Below are 20439 nucleotides of genomic sequence, written 5' to 3' on the forward strand. Positions count from 1 at the left end.
CGGCTCAGCCGCGGTCCCCGGCACGGGAACCGCGGCTGTCGCCACCGAGCGGCCTAGCGGCCGCCCCGGAGCGCCTCCAGCGCGCGCTCGGTGACCGCTTCCACGGCGCCCATCGCGGAGATGGTGACGACCAGCCCCTGCGCCTTGTAGTGGTCGATGATCGGCTCGGTCTGCGTGTGGTAGACCTCGAGCCGCTTGCGGACGGTCTCCTCGGAGTCGTCGTCGCGCTGGTACAGCTCGCCGCCGCAGACGTCGCAGACGCCTTCTTTGGCGGAGGGCTTGTACGTCACGTGGAAGACGTGCGCCGAGTCGTTGCGGCACACCCGCCGGCCGGCGATGCGCTTGACGACCTCGTCCTCGGGAGCCTCCAGGTCGAGCACCGCGTCCAGCTTGATGCCCTCCCGGTCCAGCGTCTCGTCCAGCGCCTTGGCCTGGGAGACGTTGCGCGGGAAGCCGTCCAGCAGGAAACCGCCCTCGGCGTCGGGCTGCTCCATGCGGTCCTTGGCCATGGCGATGGTGACCTCGTCCGGGACCAGGTTCCCGGCGTCCATGTAGGACTTGGCGAGCTTGCCCAGCTCCGTCTGCCGGCTGATGTTCGCGCGGAACAGGTCGCCCGTGGAGATGTGCGGGATGTGCAACGTCTCTGCGAGGCGGGTGGCCTGTGTTCCCTTTCCGGCACCCGGTGGCCCGACGAGGACGATTCGCATCAGCGGAGGAACCCTTCGTAATTGCGCTGCTGGAGCTGGCTCTCGATCTGCTTCACCGTCTCGAGACCGACACCCACGATGATCAGGATGCTCGTCCCGCCGAACGGGAAGTTCTGGTTTGCCCCGAAACCGGCCAACGCCATTGTCGGCACGAGAGCGATCAGGCCCAGGTACAGCGAACCCGGCCAGGTGATCCGGTTGAGTACGTAGCTCAGGTACTCAGCGGTCGGTCGGCCAGCCCGGATGCCCGGGATGAAGCCACCATACTTCTTCATGTTGTCCGCGACTTCCTCGGGGTTGAACGAGATGGCCACGTAGAAGAAGGCGAAGAAAACGATCAAGAGGAAGTACATGATGATGTGCGGCGTCGCGGCCGTGTCGGCGAGATTCTTCGTGATCCAGGTCGCCCAGCCCGCCTGCGAGTTGGAGAACTGGACGATCAGCGCCGGGATGTAGAGCAGCGACGAGGCGAAGATGACGGGGATGACGCCCGCCTGGTTCACCTTGAGCGGGATGTAGGTGGACGTACCACCGTAGGAACGGCGGCCGATCATGCGCTTCGCGTACTGGACGGGAATGCGGCGCTGGGCCTGCTCGACGAAGACCACGAGGCCGACCATGACCAGGCCGACCGCGATGACGGTGCCGAACTCGATCCAGCCGCCCGCCAGGTCGCCCTGCTTCTTGATGGCCCACAGGGCGGAGGGGAAGGTCGCGGAGATCGAGATGAACATCAGGATCGACATGCCGTTGCCGATGCCGCGGTCGGTGATCAGCTCACCGAGCCACATCACGAGGGCCGTGCCGGCGGTCATGCAGATCACCATCACGACGGTGGTGAAGATGGCGCGGTCCGGGACGATCTGGCCCGCGACGGTGCAGCCGGAGAAGAGGGCGCCGCTGCGGGCGGTGGCCACCAGGCCGGTGCCCTGCAGGATGGCGAGCGCGATGGTCAGGTAGCGGGTGTACTGCGTGATCTTCGCCGTACCCGCCTGGCCTTCCTTCTTCAGGGCCTCCAGGCGCGGGATCACGACGGTCAGCAGCTGCAGAATGATGCTGGCCGTGATGTACGGCATGATGCCGAGCGCGAAGACCGTGATCTGCAGCAGGGCGCCACCGCTGAACATGTTGACCAGACCGAAGAGGCCCTGGTTGCCGGACGCCTGGTCCACACACTCCTGGACGCTTCTGTAGTCGACTCCGGGAATCGGAACGTGGGTACCGAGCCGGTACACCACGATGATGCCGAGCGTGAAGAGCAGCTTCTTGCGCAGGTCGGGCGTCTTGAACGCCCGGGCGAACGCGGTGAGCACGGTGCCTCCTGCGACCCCCGCGCTTCTGCGTCAAGGGTGACGGTCTTGAGGTTCGACTGACGACGTATTGCGTAACGGACAACTGCCGCTCAGGGTGCCCCAGGTGCGGCACCCCACGGAAGTGGGCAGTGCAGGCCACTTTACCGGCGTGGGCACCGCCCTTGGAACGACCAACCGGGGATACCCCTTTTGTGGGGTATCCCCGGTCGGGATGGCTCACGTCATCGAGGCGCCTGGGTTCAGACGAGCTCGGTGACGGTGCCGCCGGCGGCGGTGATCTTCTCCTTGGCGGGACCGGAGACGGAGTCGACCGTCACCTGGAGCGCCACGGAGATCTCGCCCTGGCCGAGGACCTTGACGAGGCTGTTCTTGCGCACCGCACCCTTGGCCACGAGACCCTCGACGGTGACTTCGCCACCGTCGGGGTAGAGCGCGGCCAGCCGGTCCAGGTTCACGACCTGGTACTCGGTCTTGAACGGGTTCTTGAAGCCCTTCAGCTTCGGGAGGCGCATGTGGAGGGGCATCTGCCCACCCTCGAAGCGCTCCGGAACCTGGTAACGAGCCTTGGTGCCCTTGGTACCACGACCGGCCGTCTTACCCTTCGACGCCTCACCACGACCGACGCGGGTCTTGGCGGTCTTGGCGCCCGGGGCGGGACGGAGGTTGTGGATCTTGAGCGGGTTCTGCTCCGCCATGATCAGTCGACCTCCTCGACCGTCACGAGGTGGCGGACGGTGTGCACCATGCCGCGGAACTCGGGACGGTCCTCCTTGACGACCTGCGTGTTGATCCCCTTGAGACCAAGGGAGCGCAGGGTGTCACGGTGGTTCTGCTTGCTGCCGATGTAGGACTTGACCTGCGTAATCTTGAGCTGTGCCATGATTACGCACCCGCCCCGGCACGTGCCCGCAGGAGGGCCGCGGGAGCGACGTCCTCGAGCGGCAGACCGCGGCGGGCCGCGATCTCCTCGGGACGCTGCAGGCCCTTGAGGGCCTCCACGGTCGCGTGCACGATGTTGATCTGGTTGTCGGAGCCGAGCGACTTCGACAGCACGTCGTGGATACCGGCGCACTCCAGCACGGCACGCACCGGGCCACCGGCGATCACACCGGTACCGGGCGACGCGGGCTTGAGCAGCACGACGCCGGCGGCCTTCTCACCCTGGATGGGGTGCGGGATGGTGCCCTGGATGCGGGGGACCTTGAAGAAGTGCTTCTTGGCCTCCTCAACGCCCTTGGCGATGGCGGCCGGCACCTCCTTGGCCTTGCCGTATCCGACACCGACGGTGCCGTCACCGTCGCCCACCACGACCAGCGCGGTGAAGCTGAAGCGACGACCACCCTTCACAACCTTGGCGACGCGGTTGATCGCGACGACGCGCTCAACGTAAGCGGTCTTCTCGGCGGCAGCTGCGCCGCCGTCACGGCCCTTCCGGTCCCGCCGCTCGCCGCCACCGGCACCGCTGCCGCGGCGCTGGGGTCCAGCCATTGGAATTACCTCTCTCTGTTTCCGCTAGCTACGGAACCGGTCAGAACTTCAAACCGGCTTCGCGGGCGGCGTCCGCCAGGGCGGCGATGCGCCCGGCGTACTGGTTGCCACCTCGGTCGAACACGACGGCCTCGACACCGGCGGCCTTGGCACGCTCGGCCACCAGGGCCCCGACCTGCTTGGCCTGCGAGGACTTGTCGCCCTCGCCGCCGCGGATCGAGGTGTCCAGGGTGGACGCCGACGCCACGGTGTGGCCCTTGAGGTCGTCGATCACCTGCGCCACGATGTGGCGGTTGGAGCGGGTCACGACGAGACGGGGGCGCTCCGCCGTACCCGCGACCTTCTTGCGGATCCGGATGTGACGGCGCTTGATCGCGGCGCGCTTGTAGGCGTCGCCCTTGAGGATCTTCTGCCCGTATGCCATGGCTTACTTACCCGCCTTTCCGACCTTGCGGCGGATGACTTCGCCCTCGTACTTGACGCCCTTGGCCTTGTACGGGTCGGGCTTGCGGAGCTTGCGGATGTTGGCCGCGACCTCGCCGACCTTCTGCTTGTCGATGCCCTCGACCGAGAAACGGGTGGCCGACTCGACCTTGAAGGTGATGCCCTCGGGGGCCTCGACCAGGATCGGGTGGCTGTAGCCGAGGGAGAACTCCAGGTTCGAACCCTTGGCGAGCACGCGGTAACCGACACCGCTGATCTCGAGCTTCTTCACGTAACCCTGGGTCACGCCGGTGATCATGTTCGCCACCAGCGTGCGGGACAGGCCGTGAAGGGCCTTGCTCTGACGCTCGTCGTTGGGGCGGATGACGTTGAGCACGCCGTCCTCGCCCTTGGCGATGTCGATCGGCGCCACGACGGTGTGGGTCAGCGAGCCCTTGGGGCCCTTGACCGAGACCGTCCGGCCGTCGATGGTGACGTCCACGCCGGCGGGAACCGCGATGGGGAGCTTGCCGATGCGCGACATAGCTGTTTCCTCCGTTCCCTTCCGTTACCAGACGTAGGCGAGGACTTCCCCACCCACGCCCTTCTTGCCGGCCTGCTTGTCGGTGAGGAGCCCGTGCGACGTGGAGATGATCGCCACGCCGAGGCCGCCCAGCACCTTGGGCAGGTTGGTGGACTTCGCGTAAACCCGGAGACCGGGCTTGGAGATCCGCTTGATGCCCGCGATGGAGCGCTCGCGGTTCGGGCCGAACTTGAGGTCCAGGACGAGGTTCTTGCCGACCTCGGCGTCCTCGACCTTCCAGCCCGTGATGAAGCCCTCCTGCTGGAGGATCTCCGCGATGTGAGACTTGATCTTGGACGCCGGCATCGTCACGGAGTCGTGGTACGCCGAGTTCGCGTTCCGCAGACGCGTCAGCATGTCTGCGATCGGATCAGTCATGGTCATGAATTGGCCTTCGGCCTCTCTCGCCGGGGTTTCCTGGTGCGCCATCCCTCTCCCCGATCCGAGACGGGACGGGTGCGGCGCGGTGGACCTACGGCGTAGTAAGTCGTACGGGCGGCAGACGCCCAACCCCACAAGCCTAAGGCATGCGGAGGCGGGCCCCTGCCGACCCAGATGCTTACCGAGAGCCTGAATAACCCGGAATTACCGGATTACCAGGAGCTCTTGGTCACGCCCGGCAGCTCGCCACGGTGAGCCATCTCACGAAGGCACACGCGGCACAGGCCGAACTTGCGGTACACGGAGTGCGGACGACCACAGCGCTGGCAGCGGGTGTAGCCGCGCACTCCGAACTTGGGCTTGCGAGCAGCCTTCGCGATGAGAGCCTTCTTCGCCATCTCGCTCACGCCTCCTTGAACGGGAAGCCGAGGTGACGCAGAAGGGCACGGCCCTCTTCGTCGTTGGTCGCCGTGGTCACCACGGTGATGTCCATACCCCGGACGCGGTCGATCTTGTCCTGGTCGATCTCGTGGAACATGACCTGCTCCGTGAGACCGAAGGTGTAGTTGCCACGGCCGTCGAACTGCTTGGGGGACAGGCCGCGGAAGTCGCGGATGCGCGGCAGCGCGAGCGACAGGGTGCGGTCCAGGAACTCCCACATGCGGTCGCCACGGAGCGTGACGTGGGCACCGATCGGCTGGCCCTCGCGCAGCTTGAACTGCGCGATGGAACGCCGGGCCTTGGTGACGGCCGGCTTCTGACCGGTGATCGTGGTGAGGTCGCGGATGGCGCCCTCGATCAGCTTGGAGTCGCGGGCGGCGTCGCCCACACCCATGTTGACCACGATCTTCACGAGGCCGGGAACCTGCATGACGTTCTCGTAGGAGAACTCCTCACGCAGCTTGCCCGCGATCTCCTCGCGGTACTTCGTCTTGAGACGCGGAGTGGTGGTGGTAGCCATCAGATGTCCTCACCCGTCCGCTTGGCAACGCGGATCTTGTTGCCCTCGTCGTCGAAGCGGTAACCGACGCGCGTGACGACCTTGGCGCCGTCCTTCTCCACGACCAGCTGGACGTTGGAGACGTGGATCGGGGCCTCGGTGGTCACGATGCCGCCGGCCTGCGAACCGCGAGCGGTCGGACCGGCCTTCGTGTGCTTCTTGACCCGGTTGACACCCTCGACCAGGACGCGCTCGTCGCGCGGGTAAGCGGCAATGACCTTGCCCTGCTTGCCCTTGTCCTTGCCGGTGATGACCTGGACCAGGTCGCCCTTCTTGATCTTCATGCTCACAGCACCTCCGGCGCGAGGGAGATGATCTTCATGAACTTCTTCTCGCGCAGCTCACGGCCGACCGGGCCGAAGATACGGGTGCCACGAGGGTCGCCGTCGTTCTTGAGGATGACGGCGGCGTTCTCGTCGAAGCGGATGTACGAGCCGTCGGGACGGCGGCGCTCCTTGACGGTGCGAACGATGACGGCCTTGACGACGTCACCCTTCTTCACGTTGCCACCGGGGATCGCGTCCTTGACGGTGGCGACGATGACGTCACCGATACCCGCGTAGCGGCGACCGGAGCCACCGAGCACACGGATGCAGAGGATTTCCTTCGCACCCGTGTTGTCGGCGACGCGCAGTCGCGACTCCTGCTGGATCACGTCTATCTCCTGATTGTCTGCCGGTTCCCTCCGGGGGGTGAACCGGAGAGCCTGGCGGAACCGTCCTGCGGGCTTGCTTCCGCAGGAATTACTTGTGTCTTCGAGACCGGCGCCCGTGCCGGGGGCGGCTCACCCGCGGGTGGCCCGCCCCCGGCCGGGGGCGGAGGGGGCGCTCGGCCCCCTCCGGACTACTTCGCCTTCTCGAGGATCTCGACGACGCGCCAGCGCTTCGTCGCGGACATCGGCCGGGTCTCCATGAGGAGGACGCGGTCGCCGACTCCCGCGGCGTTCTGCTCGTCGTGCGCCTTGAGCTTCTCCGTACGGCGGATGACCTTGCCGTACAGCGCGTGCTTGACGCGGTCCTCGACGGCGACGACGACGGTCTTGTCCATCTTGTCGCTGACGACCAGACCCTCGCGGGTCTTGCGGAATCCGCGCACGGTCTTCTCTTCAGTCACGTTGCTCTCGCTCATCAGGCGTTCTCCACCGTCTCGATGCCCAGCTCACGCTCGCGCATCAGGGTGTAGATCCGCGCGATGTCCTTGCGGACCGCCTTGAGACGGCCGTGGTTCTCGAGCTGGCCCGTCGCCGCCTGGAAACGGAGGTTGAACAGCTCTTCCTTGGCCTCGCGGAGCTTCGCCAGAAGCTCCTCGTTGCCCAGTTCGCGCAGCTCGGACGCCTTGGTACCGGCCGACATCACGCTTCACCTGCCTCGCGCTTGACGATCCGGCACTTCATCGGCAGCTTGTGGGCCGCGCGGATCAGCGCCTCACGGGCGATCTTCTCGTTGGGGTACGACAGCTCGAACATCACGCGTCCGGGCTTGACGTTGGCGACCCACCACTCCGGGGAACCCTTACCGGAACCCATGCGGGTCTCGGCCGGCTTCTTCGTCAGCGGGCGGTCCGGGTAGATGTTGATCCAGACCTTGCCGCCACGCTTGATGTGACGGGTCATCGCGATACGAGCCGCCTCGATCTGGCGGTTCGTCACGTACGCGGGGGTCAGCGCCTGGATGCCGTACTCGCCGAACGCAACCTGCGTGCCACCCTTGGACATGCCGTTGCGCCGGGGGTGGTGCTGCTTGCGGTGCTTGACCCTACGGGGGATCAGCATGGTGGTCAGGCCTCCGTTCCGGTGCTCTCAGCCGGAGCGGCAGCCGCCGGGGCCTCGGCCTTGGGAGCCTCGGCGGCCGGAGCCTGCTGCTGCGGCTTGCGCCCGCGACGCTCGCCACCGCGGCCACGGGCCGGGCGGTCGCTGCCACCACGGGCCGGGCGGTTGCCGGCACGGGCGGCGGCGTTCTCGGCGCGGACCTCGGCGATGTTCTTGACGTCGCCCTTGTAGATCCAGACCTTCACGCCGATGCGGCCGAAGGTCGTCTTGGCCTCGAAGAAGCCGTAGTCCACGTTCGCGCGGAGCGTGTGCAGGGGCACACGGCCCTCGCGGTAGAACTCCGAGCGGGACATCTCGGCGCCGCCGAGACGGCCACCGCACTGGATCTTGATGCCCTTGGCGCCGGCCTTCATGGCGGACTGCATGCTCTTGCGCATGGCCCGGCGGAAGGACACGCGGGAGGAGAGCTGCTCGGCGACGGCCTGGGCCACGAGCTGGGCATCGGTCTCGGGGTTCTTGACCTCGAGGATGTTCAGCTGGACCTGCTTGCCCGTGAGCTTCTCGAGGTCGCCGCGGATGCGGTCGGCCTCGGCGCCACGGCGGCCGATGACGATGCCCGGACGCGCGGTGTGGATGTCCACGCGGACCCGGTCACGGGTGCGCTCGATCTCCACCTTGGAGATGCCGGCGCGCTCCATGCCGGACGTCATCATCCGACGGATGGCGACGTCTTCCTTGACGTAGTCCTTGTACAGCTTGTCGGCGTACCAACGCGACTTGAAGTCGGTCGTGACACCGAGCCGGAACCCGTGCGGGTTTACCTTCTGGCCCATTACCGGGTTCCTTCCTTGCTGCTGACGACCACGGTGATGTGGCTGGTCCGCTTGCGGATCCGGTAGGCACGGCCCTGGGCACGCGGACGGAACCGCTTCAGGGTCGGGCCCTCGTCGACGTAGGCCTCGGAAATGAAGAGGCTGTCGACATCGGTGTGGTCGTAGTTGTGCGCGGCGTTGGCGATGGCGCTGTCCAGCACCTTGCCGACCGGCACGCTCGCGGCCTGCGGGGCGAAACGCAGGACCGCCTGAGCCTCCGCGGCATCCATGCCACGGATGAGGTCCACCACGCGGCGGGCCTTCATGGGCGTGACGCGGATGTACCGCGCCTGGGCCCTGGCTTCCATGGTTGTCCCTTCAGTGTCTGTCATGATCTTTCACACCCCGCTGGTTAGCGGCGCTTCGACTTCCGGTCGTCCTTCACGTGACCCCGGAAGGTGCGCGTCGGCGAGAACTCGCCGAGCTTGTGGCCGACCATGGACTCGGTGACAAACACCGGGATGTGGGTCTTGCCGTTGTGCACCGCGATCGTGTGGCCGAGCATGGCCGGGACGATCATCGAGCGACGGGACCAGGTCTTGATGACGTTCTTGGTGCCGGCTTCGTTCTGCGTGTCCACCTTCTTGATCAGGTGGTCGTCGACGAAGGGCCCCTTCTTCAAGCTACGAGGCATCTCAACCCGTCCTTAGCGCTTCTTGTTCGTCTTGCGGCGGCGGACGATGTACTTGTTCGACGCCTTCTTGGGCGAACGAGTACGGCCTTCCTTCTTGCCCCACGGGGACACGGGGTGGCGGCCACCGGAGGTCCGGCCCTCACCACCACCGTGCGGGTGGTCCACCGGGTTCATGACCACACCACGCACGGACGGGCGGACGCCCAGCCAGCGCTTGCGGCCTGCCTTGCCCCAGCTGATGTTGCTCTGCTCGGCGTTGCCGACCTCGCCGATCGTGGCGCGGCAGCGCACGTCGACCAGGCGGATCTCACCGGACGGCATGCGGAGGTGGGCGTAGGCGCCCTCCTTCGCGAGGAGCTGCACCGAGGCGCCGGCGGAGCGGGCCAGCTTGGCGCCGCCGCCCGGCCGCATCTCGATGGCGTGCAGCGTGGTACCGACCGGGATGTTGCGCAGCGCGAGGTTGTTGCCCGCCTTGATGTCGGCGGCGGGGCCGTTCTCGACACGGTCGCCCTGGCCGAGGCCGCGCGGCGCGAGGATGTAGCGCTTCTCGCCGTCCGCGTAGTGGAGCAGCGCGATGCGCGCGGTGCGGTTGGGGTCGTACTCGATGTGCGCGACCTTCGCCGGCACGCCGTCCTTGTCGTGACGACGGAAGTCGATCACGCGGTAGGCGCGCTTGTGTCCGCCACCCTGGTGGCGAACGGTCACACGGCCGGTGTTGTTACGGCCGCCCTTGTTGTGGAGGGGGCGGACCAGCGACTTCTCCGGCGTGGACCGCGTGACCTCGACGAAGTCGGCGACGCTGGAGCCACGACGGCCCGGAGTCGTCGGCTTGTACTTGCGGATACCCATTGTCTCTCAGTCCTCGGAAGTTCTTCCGAAATCTGGACGCTCAGACCCCCGTCAGGAGGTCGGACCGCCGAAGATGTCGATACGGTCGCCCTCGGCGAGGGTCACGATCGCGCGCTTGCTGTCCGCACGCTTGCCGAAGCCGGTGCGGGTCCGCTTGCGCTTGCCCTGACGGTTGATCGTGTTGACCCCGGTGACCTTGACCGAGAAGACCGCCTGGACGGCCTCCTTGATCTGGGTCTTGTTGGAGTTCGGCGCGACGACGAACGTGTACTTGTTCTCGTCCAGCAGCGCGTAGCTCTTCTCCGACACGACCGGCTTCAGCAGCACGTCGCGGGGGTCCGTGAACGCCTTGCTGACCGGGGTGACGACGGTGTTCTTGCCCTCGGCGGCGTGGCGGCGCGCCTTGGCGACGCGCGCGGCCTTGGCGGCCTTGGCCGCCTTCGAGGCGATGGACGGGTGACGCGTAGCCATCAGACCTCGCTCCCTTCGGTGTCGTTGGCCGTCTGCGGGCCGGCGACGAAGGACTCGAAAGCGGTCTTGGTGAAGACCACGTCGTCCGAGACGAGAACGTCGTACGTGTTCAGCTGGCCCGGCTCCAGGATGTGGACCTGGGGCAGGTTGCGGGCGGACAGCCACGCGGCCTCGTCGGCGCGGTCGACGACCAGGAGCAGGTTCTTGCGCTCGCTGATCTTGCCGAACAGGCTCTTGGCGGCCTTCGTGGACGGCGTCTCGCCCTCGATCACGCCGGAGACGACGTGGATGCGGTTGTGGCGGGCCCGGTCGGTGAGGGCGTGGCGCAGGGCCGCGGCCTTCATCTTCTTCGGGGTCCGCTGCGAGTAGTCGCGCGGCTGCGGGCCGTGGACGACGCCACCGCCGGCGAACTGCGGAGCGCGGGTCGAGCCCTGACGGGCACGGCCGGTGCCCTTCTGGCGGTACGGCTTCTTGCCACCGCCGCGGACCTCGCCGCGCGTCTTGGTCTTGTGGGTGCCCTGGCGGGCGGCTGCCAGCTGCGCGACGACGACCTGGTGGATCAGCGGGATGCTGACCTTCTCCACGCCGAAGATCTCCGCGGGGAGCTCGACGGTACCGGCCTTGTCGCCCGCCGGCGAAAGGATGTCAACAGTGCTCATCGGTTACCTCAGGCCCCCTTGGCCGCGGTGCGGACCAGGACGAGGCCGCCGTTCGGACCGGGAACCGCGCCCTTGATGAGCAGCAGACCCTTCTCCGCGTCAACGGCGTGGACGGTCAGGTTCTGGGTGGTGACCCGCTCGTTGCCCATGCGGCCCGCCATGCGCTGGCCCTTGAACACACGACCAGGGGTGGCGCAGCCACCGATGGAGCCGGGGGCGCGGTGCACACGCTTGGCACCGTGACCGGCGCCGAGGCCACCGAAGTTGTGGCGCTTCATGACGCCGCTGAAGCCCTTGCCCTTGCTCTTGCCGGTCACGTCGACCTTGACACCGGCCTCGAACACCTCGGCGGTGATCTCCTGGCCGAGGGTGTACTCGGCGGCGTCCGCGGTGCGGATCTCGACGAGGTGGCGGCGCGGGGTGACGTCGGCCTTGGCGAAGTGGCCCTTGAGGGGCTTGTTCACCTTGCGCGGGTCGATCTCGCCGAAGGCGATCTGGACCGACTCGTAGCCGTCGGCGTCGTTCGTACGGACCTGGGTGACGACGTTGGGTCCGGCCTTGACGACGGTGACCGGGACGACACGGTTGTTCTCGTCCCACACCTGCGTCATGCCGAGCTTCTCGCCCAGGATGCCCTTGATCTGCTTGGTCATCTTCAGATCACCGGCCTCAGAGCTTGATCTCGATGTCGACACCGGCCGGGAGGTCGAGTCGCATCAGAGAGTCAACGGTCTTGGGGGTCGGGTCGAGGATGTCGATCAGGCGCTTGTGCGTGCGCATCTCGAAGTGCTCGCGCGAGTCCTTGTACTTGTGCGGCGACTTGATGACGCAGTACACGTTCTTCTCAGTGGGCAGCGGCACCGGGCCCGCGACCGACGCACCAGTGCGGGTCACCGTCTCGACGATCTTCTTCGCCGAGGAGTCGATGACCTCGTGGTCGTAGGCCTTGAGCCGGATGCGGATCTTCTGTCCCGCCATGGCTACTTCGTAGTCCTGTCTCTCGTGAACGCTCCGGAACCCGGCGGAACAACGCCCCTCCCCTCCGACCCACGCGGTCGGGCGTGTCGCGCTCCCGCTGACATGGATGTCCCTGGGCGGAACTTCCCTGCGAGGGGGAGTGCGGGTCCCTTCCGGGTCCGCGGGCGGGGGCGAGAGGCCCACCGGGTGCCTGGTCTGCACCCCGCTGACGCTTCCCGGAAGATTCCCGTACGTCCGCCCCTGATCAGGGGCGACGAGTACTGTGGGACTCGCTTCCGGTCCCCCCGGCGGGAGGCGCGCAGCATCGGCACTCGACCGAGCAACCCCGCTAGTCTGTCACACCAGACGCGGCGCTGGCCAATCGAGCCGTAGAGATTACCCCGAGAGTGACCCACGTCAAACCGGCGCCCCGGAACACCCCCTCCCGTACCACCCCCTCGGCCACGTCCGGGCGGGCGCGGGGCCCGGGGAAGCGGGCGCCCCGGCACCGCCGGCCGCGGTGCGGCGCCGCGCCCGGCCGGGTGCCGACGGGGTGGGGCCGCGGGGACGCGAAGAGCGGCGGCACGGCCGGGGAGACCGTCCCGCCGCTCGTGGCGGCACCGGGGGCACGACCGGGATCAGATGACGCCCTGGGCCAGCATCGAGTCGGCCACACGCTCGAAGGCGGCGATGTTGGCGCCGGTGACGTAGTCGCCGGGGGCGCCGTAGCGCTCGGCGGTCTCGTGGCAGGTGGTGTGGATGTCGTTCATGATGTGGCTCAGCTCGTCCTGGACGCGCTGGGCCGTCCACGACGTACGGGCGTGGTTCTGGGCCATCTCCAGGGCGCTGACCGCGACCCCGCCCGCGTTGGCGGCCTTGCCGGGGCCGAAGGCGACGCCGGCGCGCTGGAGCAGGTGCACGGCCTCCAGGGTGACCGGCATGTTGGCGCCCTCGGAGACGGCCTTGACGCCGTTGCGGACCAGGGTGGCGGCGTCGTTCTCGTCCAGTTCGTTCTGCGTGGCCGAGGGCAGCGCGATGTCGGCCGGGACCTCCCAGACCCGCCCGCCCGGCACGAACCGCGCGGAGGCGCCGCGGCGCTCGGCGTAGCTGCCGATCCGGCCGCGCTCGACCTCCTTGACCTGCTTCAGCAGGGCGACGTCGATGCCCTTCTCGTCGATCACGTAGCCGCTGGAGTCCGAGCAGGTCAGCGGGTTGGCACCGAGTTCGGTGAGCTTCTCGATGGTGTAGATCGCGACGTTGCCGGAGCCCGAGACGACCGCGGTCTGGCCCTCCAGGTCCTCGCCGCGCTCGCGCAGCATGGCCCCGGCGAACAGCACGTTGCCGTACCCGGTCGCCTCCGGGCGGATCAGCGAGCCGCCCCAGCCCTGGCCCTTGCCGGTGAGGACGCCGGCCTCCCAGCGGTTGGTGATCCGGCGGTACTGGCCGAACATGTAGCCGATCTCGCGGCCGCCGACGCCGATGTCACCGGCCGGTACGTCCGTGTGCTCGCCGATGTGCCGGTACAGCTCGGTCATGAACGACTGGCAGAACCGCATGACCTCCGCGTCGCTGCGGCCGTGCGGGTCGAAGTCGCTGCCGCCCTTGCCGCCGCCGATGCCGAGGCCGGTGAGGGCGTTCTTGAAGACCTGCTCGAAGCCGAGGAACTTGATGATGCCCAGGTTCACCGAGGGGTGGAAGCGCAGGCCGCCCTTGTAGGGGCCGAGGGCGCTGTTGAACTCCACCCGGAAGCCGCGGTTGACGTGCACCCGCCCGTGGTCGTCCTGCCACGGCACCCGGAAGATGACCTGCCGCTCCGGCTCGCACAACCGCTCGATGAGGCCCGGCTCCGCGTACTCGGGGCGCTCCGCGACGACCGGGGCCAGGGTCTCCAGCACCTCGTGGATGGCCTGGTGGAACTCGGGCTGGGCCGGGTTGCGGTGCTCGATCTCGATCCGCAGGAGGTCGAGCGTGGTGTTGATGTCGGGTCGCGTCGTCACGGGAGCCCTTTCTGCTGGCACGGCTGGCACCGGAGCCGGCCCGGCACACGAAATGGGTGCGGTCCGGTGAGGGGCGCTCGGCGCCGTTGCCGCGCGCAGGACACTTCAGTGTGACGCCCACATAAACGCCGTGGCCAGCGCCCGGCGCATCACCTGCTCACTATGTGAGACGATCACACCACATATCGATACTGCTGACCGTTTTATCCTAGTTTCCAATTTCCCCGCGCGGGCCCTGGTTGTGTCGCTCCTCACCTTTGAACGCGATACGGAACCACCCCGCAACCCGGCCACCGCTCCCGGCCGACAACGCGCGGGCGCCCCCGGCCCTTCCCTTCCTCCGGGTGGCGCAGGGCATGGGCATTCCGGATACCCGCCGCAGCACCACATACCCAGGTACCGGCGTTCGACGCGCGCCGGAGGTCCCCTTCCCCGCCGCGCCCGGGACGCGGACGCGGCTCTGTCATCGGCCTCCGGTATAAGGGGGCCGATGACACATCCAGGGGGAGACACGGACGTACCGGCACGGCGCTCCCGCCTCGCCGAGTACGCGGAGACGACGACACCGCCGCCCACGCGCGCCGGACCGGCCGAACCCGCGCCGGCATCGGCAACGACGGGGACACCACCAGACACTGAGATCGCCTCCGCCTCCGAAGTGGCGGCCCGACGTGCAGAGTTCGCGGTCCTGCTGGCGACCTTCCGGGACACAGCCGTCCTCGTGCCGCTCCGCGGAGGCGGCTGGCTCACCGCCGACTTCGGAGGCGTGCGCTGGATTCTGGCCTTTTCCGACGAGTCGGCGCTGTCCCGGTATGCGCTCGCCCGCGACGAGGGCCACCTGGAATGGACCTACCAAGCGGTTCTCGGGGCCAAGCTGCTGGACCTGGCGGTGCCCGAGGCCGGTGTGCCGTGCGGCGTGGCATTGGACGTCGCCGATGGCCCCGAGCACGCGCTGCTGCTCCCACCAGTCTCGGGAGTGGTGCCCGACGCCTTCGCAGTGGACCGAGCAGATCAAGGGGGAAGGCCTCGATGACCGAGGACGACGGCAAGGACCTGACGGCAATCGGCCTGGACCAGATCGCCAAGGGACTGACGCTCGCACTGGACGAGTTGAGAGAGCTCGGGTGATCGGCGAGGCGAGTACGGGTCGGGGCTTCGGCGACATCGCCCTGTCCGGGCTCGACCTCGGCACGGAGGGCCTCACCCGCGTGTTCGTCTCCTTCTGCGAGCGCTGGGAGTGGGGCGTGCGCTCGCTGATCAACGAGGGCAACGGCTTCGCGCTCAAAACCGGCCTGGCGGCGGGCACTTACCACGAGACCGACCAGTACGTGGAAGGCGCCCTGAAGATCACGACCAACTCCCTGATGGGCAACCCCCATGCGAGGGAGGACGAGATCGCCGGTCTGGGCTGGCAGGAGGTCGTGTCGAACAACGTGGTCACCCAGGTCCGCGACGCCGACTACAGCAAGGAGTCCTTCGAAGAGGCGTGGGACACCAGCACCCAGGCCTGGCGTGACACCGGCCGGGACGTCATGACCTCCGAGAACCTCGGCCTTCCAGGATGGGGACCGGAGGCCGTGCGCAAGTCCGTCGGACTCCCGGACGCACAGTACGAGCGGATGCTCGACGAGAGCTTTGGCCCCTCCCCGGAACAACGCGCCGGGGCCCCGGGTGACGGTGAGGGCGACGGCTGATGGGCGTCCTCGACGATCTCGACGAAGGCCTCGGCAAGCTGAAGGACGGCGTCAACCGCGGCTTGACCATGGTGGAACACGGGGTCGACGTCGGCAAGAAGGTGCTCGGCGAAGGCGTCGACTGGGGCACCGACCAGATAGGCGCGGGACTCGAACGGGTCGGCCTGGAGGGTGTCGCCGACACGGTGGAGGACTGGGGCGACGAGATCGCCTCCGGCCTCGGCGCAACCCCTCGTGAGCAGCAACTCGGCCAGACCGAGGAAGCCGAGGAACTCGTCCACGGCAAACCGGACCGTATCCGGACCAGTGCCTCGCACCTGCGGGATTTCTCGACCGCATTCGACAGCGTGGGGTCGGGTCTCAAGACGGTGGACTCCTCCGGATGGCGCGGCGAGGGAGGCGACGCCTTCCGCGAGAAGTTCGGTGTGCATCCCAACCGATGGCTGCGAGCCGCCGACGCCTGTGAAACGGCCGCGGCAGCGCTGGAGTCGTACGCCGACACCGTCGAGTGGGCGCAGCGGCAGGCGGCGGATGCCATCGCACTGTACCGGCAGGGAAAGCGGGCCTCGGAGGAGGCCATCGAAGCGTACGACCGGCGTATCGAGGCTTACAACGCCAAGGTGAGGGCGGACCAGGACCCGGGACCCACGCCCGCACCGTTCCACGATCCCGGCAAGGAGAACATCCGGCAGGCACGCGAGAAGCTCGCCGACGCCCGCGCCCAGCGCGACGCCGCCTCGTTCGACGCGGAAGGGAGCATACGCAAGGCTCTGACGCACGCCCCGGCCAAGCCACCGCCGCTGGAGCGCATCGGCAACGATCTGGTCGACGGCATCATGGCGAACAACCTCGAACTCACCCATGCTGTCGGCGGCGTACTCAAGGGCACTGCGGGTCTCGTCAACTTCGCCCGTGGCCTGAACCCGGTGGACCCCTACAACCTGACCCACCCGGCCGAGTACCTGCAGAACGTCTCGTTGACGCTCGCCGGCCTGGTTTCTACCGTGGCCCAGCCTGAGCGGGCGCTGAACACCGCGGTGGACAGCTTCCGGCAGGACCCCTCCGAGTTCATCGGCCGTCTCGTTCCCGAGGTCATCGGCAGCAAGGGCGCAGGTGTCGCCCGCGGGGGTCTCCGCCTTGCGGCCAAGGAGGCCGCGGAGGCCGGTGCCCGAAAGACGGTGCCCAAGGGCGCGAAGCATGTGGACGGCATACCGAAGGACTGGAGCGACCTCGCAAGGTCGACGGACCATGTGAAGGAACGCGCCATTCACTATGATTCCGTGGATCCCAAGAAGGCTCAGGAATTCCTTGACAGCGAATACCCGTGGCTCAAGGACATCAACAACACAGGAATGCCGGGATACACGGACAACTGTAGCCACAACGTCGTTACGCTGGACCGCAGAATGGACGGCATCGAAGTGGGTGCGGCGCCGAAGGATGCCGGTGGCCACATCCCGCCGGAGCACCTCGGCCTCAAGGACCGGGCGCCTGGCCAGTACGACTGGGTGAGCAGCTACGATGACGTCATTCGAGATCTTCAGGCCCGGGGCGACGGTGCGAGAAGCGTCGTCTACATCGCCCGCCCCAATGGATCCGCACACGTCTTCAACGCTGTGAATACCCGGCACGGCGTCGTCTTCCTCGACGGACAGAGTGGCACTCTGGGCTTGCTGGAAAGAGATGTCACGCACATCGGACACATTCCCTATCGTGATGGAGCCTCATAAATGGTAAGCAAGGAAGATGCGGTAATCGCTGCCGAGTATTTCGTGAAGACCGGCCCTTACAAGGAGCAGGCCGACTCGGTCGTCATGCTTCCGGAGACGGCTGTCGAGTTCACCTACGGCTGGACCGTGTGCTTCGACCTGAAGGAGCACATCGAGACGGGTGACTTCACCAAGAAGCCGTTCAGCCCGGTCGTCGTCGTGCCGCACGACGGCACGCCCGCCCATATGGCGCCGACCTTCCCCGCGACCGAGAAGTACATGGCGATGCGTGCGTCGGGCGACTGGCCTCCGAAGAAGGGGCGCTGATGCGGAACCCCGGTGAGAGGGCGGCCGACTGGCTGCGGGCCACGTACGGGGGCCTCGTGGAGTTGAGCGTGCCGCACCCGGTGCACGAGACGCCCGCCGCCTGGCTGATGGCCTGCCGCCCGCTGCCGCAGCCCGGTTACCCGGAGACCCCCATGCTCGCCGCCTCCGTCGTGGTGCCGAAGGCGGGAGGCAGCCCCTTCCACCCCTCGCCGAGCGCCCCGCTCGCCGACCTCGAACCGGCCGCGCCCCAGGAGATGGCCGGCCGGGTGGAGGGTCAGCCCCGGCGGATCAACACCCGGGGCTGCCTCGTCTCCGTCCACTCCGCGATCGGCCGGGCCCCCTCCGTGGCGCTGCCCTGGAAGCCCTCCGACGAGGCGCCCGGCTGGTGGGAGCGGTTGACCCGCCGGTACTTCCCGGAGTTCACGCAAGTTCCGGTCCGCGCCTGGGACGACGTGGTCCGCGCCGTCGCCGAGCCGGGTCCGGACACCCGGGGCGTGGTGTGGGTACGGCGCGCGGTCGCCGGGCACGAGGCGACGGGCAACCTCCTCTACGCCCACAACAACAAGGGCCAGGTCGTCCTGCTGGACCCGACGGCCTCCGCCCTCGCCCGGCTCGACGACCCGCTCGTCCGCGATGTCGTCCTGCTGCGCGCGACGCCCGAGGCGGCGGCGCTGCGCAGTGCCCCCTGGGAGATCCCGGCCCCCGACTTCCCGTCCGCCGCCGAGAAGGCGCAGCGCTGGCTCCGGGGCACGTATCACGGTCAGGCCGAACTGCACGCCCCGACCGCACGGGACGAGACCGCGCGCGGCTGGGTCTTCTCCTGCAACACCACCGCCTTCCTGCGCGGAGGCCGTTGGCAGGACGCCATGCTCGACGCGACCGTGGTCGTCCCGAAGGACGGGTCGGCACCGTTCGGCCTGCCCCATACCGATCCATGGGCCTGGCTGGCCCGTTGGGACGCGGGCGCCACCCCCGGCACGGGGGACCTGCCGGTGCCGCCCGCCCCGGGGCCCGCCGCGTGGTTCGAGCCGACGCTCGCCCAACTGGGACCGGCGCTGTCGGTGTCCGAGCACCAGGACTGGGACGGGGCGCTGGAGGCCGCCCGTGCGCTGCCCGTCGCGGCACGCGCCCTGGTCTGGGCCCGTCGCACGGACGGCCGGGGGCGTGAGGCCGTCGGCCGGCTCATGACCGCGCTCCGGCTGGATGCCGGGGTGATGGTGCTCGACGGTTCCTCGGAGGAACCGGTGACGTTCGACCCCGCGGGCGTCCACCGCTTGCATGTCATCCGGTACCGCTGAGGCCCACACGGGGGGAAAGGGGATGGTTTCGGGTGGCCCGTCCGGTTCGTCCGGACTCCTTATGCCAAAGGTCCGGACCAACCTCTTGCCCCCGCCCCTCCCCCGTCGCAAGCTCCCCCTATGGAGCTGGAGTTGCGTCACCTCAAGACGGTCCGGGCCATCGCCGACGCCGGCAGCCTCACCAGGGCGGCGACGGCGCTCGGCCTCGCACAGCCCGCGCTGAGCGCACAGCTCAAGCGCATCGAACGAGCCCTGGGCGGCGCCCTGTTCGAACGTGGGCGGCACGGCGTACGGGCCACCGCCCTGGGCGAACTGGTACTGGAGCGGAGCCGGATCGTGCTGCCCGCGGTCAGCGAACTGCAACGCGAGGCGGCCCGGTTCGCACGGGCACCGCGCACCACCGACCGGCTCCGGCTCGGCGGCACCCACGGCCCCCTGCTCGGCGCCCTCGTGGACCGGCTCGCGGACGTGTCCCCGCATGCGCGCATGACGACCTGCACCTCCTGGTCAGAACGCGAGCTGGCCCACCAACTCGGCGAGGGGCGCCTGGACTTCGCCCTGACCGGCACATGCGGTTCGGCCGCGCCGCCCGCCGCCGAGGACCTGGTCTGGCAGGAGGTCGCCGTCGACCCGGTGTTCGTCATGCTCTCCGAGGCCCATCCCCTCGCCGGGCGGGGCGAGTTGGCCCTGCCGGAGCTGGCGGAGGAGGAGTGGGCCTGCGTACCGGGCGACGGCTGCTTCGGCGACTGCTTCACCGCCGCGTGCGCCCGCGCCGGGTTCACCCCGCGCCGCCTGTACGAGACCGACACCGCCTCGCTGGTCCACCTGGTGCAGGTGGGCCGGGCGATCGGCCTGTGCCGGGCCACCTTCCCCACCACCCCCGGCATCGTCACCCGGCCGCTCACGGACACGCCGCTCGCCTGGCGGCACCTGCTCGGCCGGCACGCCGCCACCCAGCCGGAGGACACCGCCGCCACCGTGCTCACGCAGGCCCGCCTCGCCCACGCCGACGTGGCGGCGGGCAGCGACAGCTACACCGAGTGGCTCGCGGCACGGGACGCGGAGGCCCGGGACGAGCGGCTGCGGGACGACCGCGTACGGGCGGAGCAGGCCCGGTTACGGCACGACGAGCCCCGGCGGCCGAAGGTCCACGGCGGCCGGGGCGACGACCCGGACGGCCCCGGGCCGGGTCCCGGCGAGCGGGGGCGCCCCGACGGCGGTCCCCCACACCGGGGGAACGCCGAAGACACCGGACACAGCCCCGGCACCGAGGCCGCCGTCCCCGCCGTCGGCGGCGAGGCGGACCACA

The 20439-nt window shown here is 68.5% G+C and carries 29 protein-coding genes and 1 pseudogene; 6 read left to right on the forward strand and 24 right to left on the reverse strand.

What is annotated here, in order from left to right:
- Positions 1 to 53: 53 nt before the first annotated feature.
- The 24 genes from VM636_RS12085 to gdhA all read right to left on the reverse strand — a co-directional run bounded on the left by VM636_RS12085 (position 54) and on the right by gdhA (position 14102).
- Complete coding sequence (locus VM636_RS12085; protein WP_030420823.1) at positions 54 to 707, reverse strand: adenylate kinase; 654 nt, start codon at positions 705 to 707, stop codon at positions 54 to 56.
- The gene (secY, locus tag VM636_RS12090) at positions 707 to 2020 is read right to left on the reverse strand and encodes a preprotein translocase subunit SecY (RefSeq protein ID WP_030420824.1); all 1314 of its coding nucleotides are present in this window, start codon (positions 2018 to 2020) and stop codon (positions 707 to 709) included. Before secY ends, VM636_RS12085 begins: the two co-directional genes overlap by 1 nt.
- Positions 2021 to 2259: 239 nt before the next feature.
- Positions 2260 to 2715 (reverse strand): 50S ribosomal protein L15, encoded by a 456-nt coding sequence (gene rplO / locus VM636_RS12095; RefSeq protein WP_030420825.1) that lies wholly within the window; start codon positions 2713 to 2715, stop codon positions 2260 to 2262.
- Between the two features lie 2 nt (positions 2716 to 2717).
- Positions 2718 to 2900, reverse strand: a complete 183-nt coding sequence (gene rpmD / locus VM636_RS12100) for a 50S ribosomal protein L30 (protein ID WP_003974250.1) — start codon at positions 2898 to 2900, stop codon at positions 2718 to 2720.
- A 2-nt stretch (positions 2901 to 2902) separates the two neighbouring features.
- A complete protein-coding gene (gene rpsE / locus VM636_RS12105) occupies positions 2903 to 3508 on the reverse strand; it encodes a 30S ribosomal protein S5 (protein WP_030420826.1) in 606 nt (201 codons plus the stop codon).
- Between the two features lie 40 nt (positions 3509 to 3548).
- On the reverse strand, positions 3549 to 3932 hold the full coding sequence (gene rplR, locus VM636_RS12110; RefSeq protein ID WP_030420827.1) for a 50S ribosomal protein L18: 384 nt from the start codon (positions 3930 to 3932) through the stop codon (positions 3549 to 3551).
- Positions 3933 to 3935: 3 nt separating this feature from the next.
- Positions 3936 to 4475: a 50S ribosomal protein L6 gene (gene rplF / locus VM636_RS12115; protein ID WP_030420828.1), complete on the reverse strand. Its 540-nt coding sequence runs from the start codon at positions 4473 to 4475 to the stop codon at positions 3936 to 3938.
- A gap of 24 nt (positions 4476 to 4499) precedes the next feature.
- Positions 4500 to 4898: a 30S ribosomal protein S8 gene (rpsH, locus tag VM636_RS12120; protein WP_030420829.1), complete on the reverse strand. Its 399-nt coding sequence runs from the start codon at positions 4896 to 4898 to the stop codon at positions 4500 to 4502.
- Between the two features lie 209 nt (positions 4899 to 5107).
- Positions 5108 to 5293: a type Z 30S ribosomal protein S14 gene (locus VM636_RS12125; RefSeq protein ID WP_003948630.1), complete on the reverse strand. Its 186-nt coding sequence runs from the start codon at positions 5291 to 5293 to the stop codon at positions 5108 to 5110.
- Positions 5294 to 5298: 5 nt separating this feature from the next.
- Positions 5299 to 5856, reverse strand: a complete 558-nt coding sequence (rplE, locus tag VM636_RS12130) for a 50S ribosomal protein L5 (protein ID WP_030420830.1) — start codon at positions 5854 to 5856, stop codon at positions 5299 to 5301.
- Positions 5856 to 6179: a 50S ribosomal protein L24 gene (gene rplX, locus VM636_RS12135; protein WP_030420831.1), complete on the reverse strand. Its 324-nt coding sequence runs from the start codon at positions 6177 to 6179 to the stop codon at positions 5856 to 5858. The genes rplE and rplX overlap by 1 nt, the downstream gene beginning before the upstream one ends.
- A gap of 2 nt (positions 6180 to 6181) precedes the next feature.
- Positions 6182 to 6550 carry a 50S ribosomal protein L14 gene (gene rplN / locus VM636_RS12140; RefSeq protein WP_003998823.1) on the reverse strand — a complete coding sequence of 123 codons (369 nt, stop codon included), beginning with the start codon at positions 6548 to 6550 and terminating at the stop codon, positions 6182 to 6184.
- A 188-nt stretch (positions 6551 to 6738) separates the two neighbouring features.
- Positions 6739 to 7023 (reverse strand): 30S ribosomal protein S17, encoded by a 285-nt coding sequence (rpsQ, locus tag VM636_RS12145; RefSeq protein ID WP_030420832.1) that lies wholly within the window; start codon positions 7021 to 7023, stop codon positions 6739 to 6741.
- A complete protein-coding gene (gene rpmC / locus VM636_RS12150; RefSeq protein WP_007494763.1) occupies positions 7023 to 7247 on the reverse strand; it encodes a 50S ribosomal protein L29 in 225 nt (74 codons plus the stop codon). The genes rpsQ and rpmC overlap by 1 nt, the downstream gene beginning before the upstream one ends.
- Positions 7247 to 7666, reverse strand: a complete 420-nt coding sequence (gene rplP / locus VM636_RS12155) for a 50S ribosomal protein L16 (RefSeq protein ID WP_030420833.1) — start codon at positions 7664 to 7666, stop codon at positions 7247 to 7249. Before rplP ends, rpmC begins: the two co-directional genes overlap by 1 nt.
- Before the next feature lie 5 nt (positions 7667 to 7671).
- Entirely contained in the window at positions 7672 to 8496 is an 825-nt protein-coding gene (rpsC, locus tag VM636_RS12160; protein WP_030420834.1) for a 30S ribosomal protein S3, read from the reverse strand.
- The gene (rplV, locus tag VM636_RS12165) at positions 8496 to 8843 is read right to left on the reverse strand and encodes a 50S ribosomal protein L22 (RefSeq protein WP_030420835.1); all 348 of its coding nucleotides are present in this window, start codon (positions 8841 to 8843) and stop codon (positions 8496 to 8498) included. Before rplV ends, rpsC begins: the two co-directional genes overlap by 1 nt.
- Before the next feature lie 44 nt (positions 8844 to 8887).
- A complete protein-coding gene (gene rpsS, locus VM636_RS12170; protein WP_003974263.1) occupies positions 8888 to 9169 on the reverse strand; it encodes a 30S ribosomal protein S19 in 282 nt (93 codons plus the stop codon).
- Positions 9170 to 9181: 12 nt separating this feature from the next.
- On the reverse strand, positions 9182 to 10018 hold the full coding sequence (gene rplB, locus VM636_RS12175; protein ID WP_030420836.1) for a 50S ribosomal protein L2: 837 nt from the start codon (positions 10016 to 10018) through the stop codon (positions 9182 to 9184).
- A gap of 51 nt (positions 10019 to 10069) precedes the next feature.
- A complete protein-coding gene (gene rplW, locus VM636_RS12180) occupies positions 10070 to 10489 on the reverse strand; it encodes a 50S ribosomal protein L23 (RefSeq protein WP_030420837.1) in 420 nt (139 codons plus the stop codon).
- Positions 10489 to 11148, reverse strand: a complete 660-nt coding sequence (gene rplD / locus VM636_RS12185) for a 50S ribosomal protein L4 (protein ID WP_030420838.1) — start codon at positions 11146 to 11148, stop codon at positions 10489 to 10491. The genes rplW and rplD overlap by 1 nt, the downstream gene beginning before the upstream one ends.
- Before the next feature lie 8 nt (positions 11149 to 11156).
- The gene (gene rplC, locus VM636_RS12190; protein ID WP_030420839.1) at positions 11157 to 11801 is read right to left on the reverse strand and encodes a 50S ribosomal protein L3; all 645 of its coding nucleotides are present in this window, start codon (positions 11799 to 11801) and stop codon (positions 11157 to 11159) included.
- Positions 11802 to 11817: 16 nt separating this feature from the next.
- Complete coding sequence (rpsJ, locus tag VM636_RS12195; protein WP_003948644.1) at positions 11818 to 12126, reverse strand: 30S ribosomal protein S10; 309 nt, start codon at positions 12124 to 12126, stop codon at positions 11818 to 11820.
- Between the two features lie 617 nt (positions 12127 to 12743).
- The gene (gdhA, locus tag VM636_RS12200; RefSeq protein ID WP_030420840.1) at positions 12744 to 14102 is read right to left on the reverse strand and encodes an NADP-specific glutamate dehydrogenase; all 1359 of its coding nucleotides are present in this window, start codon (positions 14100 to 14102) and stop codon (positions 12744 to 12746) included.
- A 658-nt stretch (positions 14103 to 14760) separates the two neighbouring features.
- Between gdhA and VM636_RS12205 the strand changes: the two genes are divergently transcribed.
- The 6 genes and pseudogenes from VM636_RS12205 to VM636_RS12230 form a co-directional block, all read left to right on the forward strand.
- Complete coding sequence (locus VM636_RS12205; RefSeq protein WP_030420841.1) at positions 14761 to 15135, forward strand: hypothetical protein; 375 nt, start codon at positions 14761 to 14763, stop codon at positions 15133 to 15135.
- Between the two features lie 91 nt (positions 15136 to 15226).
- On the forward strand, positions 15227 to 15796 hold the full coding sequence (locus VM636_RS12210) for a hypothetical protein (protein ID WP_338484370.1): 570 nt from the start codon (positions 15227 to 15229) through the stop codon (positions 15794 to 15796).
- On the forward strand, positions 15796 to 17526 hold the full coding sequence (locus VM636_RS12215) for a putative T7SS-secreted protein (RefSeq protein ID WP_030420843.1): 1731 nt from the start codon (positions 15796 to 15798) through the stop codon (positions 17524 to 17526). The genes VM636_RS12210 and VM636_RS12215 overlap by 1 nt, the downstream gene beginning before the upstream one ends.
- The gene (locus VM636_RS12220; protein ID WP_030420844.1) at positions 17527 to 17832 is read left to right on the forward strand and encodes a YrhB domain-containing protein; all 306 of its coding nucleotides are present in this window, start codon (positions 17527 to 17529) and stop codon (positions 17830 to 17832) included.
- Positions 17832 to 19130, forward strand: a complete 1299-nt coding sequence (locus VM636_RS12225; RefSeq protein WP_338484374.1) for a YrhB domain-containing protein — start codon at positions 17832 to 17834, stop codon at positions 19128 to 19130. The genes VM636_RS12220 and VM636_RS12225 overlap by 1 nt, the downstream gene beginning before the upstream one ends.
- A gap of 120 nt (positions 19131 to 19250) precedes the next feature.
- A pseudogene (locus tag VM636_RS12230) lies at positions 19251 to 20183 on the forward strand (LysR family transcriptional regulator); the annotation flags it as partial.
- Positions 20184 to 20439: the final 256 nt, after the last annotated feature.

Source organism: Streptomyces sp. SCSIO 75703 (genome assembly GCF_036607905.1).
Classification (GTDB): domain Bacteria; phylum Actinomycetota; class Actinomycetes; order Streptomycetales; family Streptomycetaceae; genus Streptomyces.

Excerpts from the sequence above, each read along its gene's own strand:
- VM636_RS12085 (WP_030420823.1), bottom strand. The coding sequence starts at position 707 with ATGCGAATCGTCCTCGTCGGGCCACCGGGTGCCGGAAAGGGAACACAG.
- rplO (WP_030420825.1), bottom strand. The coding sequence starts at position 2,715 with ATGGCGGAGCAGAACCCGCTCAAGATCCACAACCTCCGTCCCGCCCCG.
- rpmD (WP_003974250.1), bottom strand. The coding sequence starts at position 2,900 with ATGGCACAGCTCAAGATTACGCAGGTCAAGTCCTACATCGGCAGCAAG.
- rpsE (WP_030420826.1), bottom strand. The coding sequence starts at position 3,508 with ATGGCTGGACCCCAGCGCCGCGGCAGCGGTGCCGGTGGCGGCGAGCGG.
- rplR (WP_030420827.1), bottom strand. The coding sequence starts at position 3,932 with ATGGCATACGGGCAGAAGATCCTCAAGGGCGACGCCTACAAGCGCGCC.
- rplF (WP_030420828.1), bottom strand. The coding sequence starts at position 4,475 with ATGTCGCGCATCGGCAAGCTCCCCATCGCGGTTCCCGCCGGCGTGGAC.
- rpsH (WP_030420829.1), bottom strand. The coding sequence starts at position 4,898 with ATGACCATGACTGATCCGATCGCAGACATGCTGACGCGTCTGCGGAAC.
- VM636_RS12125 (WP_003948630.1), bottom strand. The coding sequence starts at position 5,293 with ATGGCGAAGAAGGCTCTCATCGCGAAGGCTGCTCGCAAGCCCAAGTTC.
- rplE (WP_030420830.1), bottom strand. The coding sequence starts at position 5,856 with ATGGCTACCACCACCACTCCGCGTCTCAAGACGAAGTACCGCGAGGAG.
- rplX (WP_030420831.1), bottom strand. The coding sequence starts at position 6,179 with ATGAAGATCAAGAAGGGCGACCTGGTCCAGGTCATCACCGGCAAGGAC.
- rpsQ (WP_030420832.1), bottom strand. The coding sequence starts at position 7,023 with ATGAGCGAGAGCAACGTGACTGAAGAGAAGACCGTGCGCGGATTCCGC.
- rpmC (WP_007494763.1), bottom strand. The coding sequence starts at position 7,247 with ATGTCGGCCGGTACCAAGGCGTCCGAGCTGCGCGAACTGGGCAACGAG.
- rplP (WP_030420833.1), bottom strand. The coding sequence starts at position 7,666 with ATGCTGATCCCCCGTAGGGTCAAGCACCGCAAGCAGCACCACCCCCGG.
- rpsC (WP_030420834.1), bottom strand. The coding sequence starts at position 8,496 with ATGGGCCAGAAGGTAAACCCGCACGGGTTCCGGCTCGGTGTCACGACC.
- rplV (WP_030420835.1), bottom strand. The coding sequence starts at position 8,843 with ATGGAAGCCAGGGCCCAGGCGCGGTACATCCGCGTCACGCCCATGAAG.
- rpsS (WP_003974263.1), bottom strand. The coding sequence starts at position 9,169 with ATGCCTCGTAGCTTGAAGAAGGGGCCCTTCGTCGACGACCACCTGATC.
- rplB (WP_030420836.1), bottom strand. The coding sequence starts at position 10,018 with ATGGGTATCCGCAAGTACAAGCCGACGACTCCGGGCCGTCGTGGCTCC.
- rplW (WP_030420837.1), bottom strand. The coding sequence starts at position 10,489 with ATGGCTACGCGTCACCCGTCCATCGCCTCGAAGGCGGCCAAGGCCGCC.
- rplD (WP_030420838.1), bottom strand. The coding sequence starts at position 11,148 with ATGAGCACTGTTGACATCCTTTCGCCGGCGGGCGACAAGGCCGGTACC.
- rplC (WP_030420839.1), bottom strand. The coding sequence starts at position 11,801 with ATGACCAAGCAGATCAAGGGCATCCTGGGCGAGAAGCTCGGCATGACG.
- rpsJ (WP_003948644.1), bottom strand. The coding sequence starts at position 12,126 with ATGGCGGGACAGAAGATCCGCATCCGGCTCAAGGCCTACGACCACGAG.
- VM636_RS12215 (WP_030420843.1), top strand. The coding sequence starts at position 15,796 with ATGGGCGTCCTCGACGATCTCGACGAAGGCCTCGGCAAGCTGAAGGAC.
- VM636_RS12220 (WP_030420844.1), top strand. The coding sequence starts at position 17,527 with ATGGTAAGCAAGGAAGATGCGGTAATCGCTGCCGAGTATTTCGTGAAG.
- VM636_RS12225 (WP_338484374.1), top strand. The coding sequence starts at position 17,832 with ATGCGGAACCCCGGTGAGAGGGCGGCCGACTGGCTGCGGGCCACGTAC.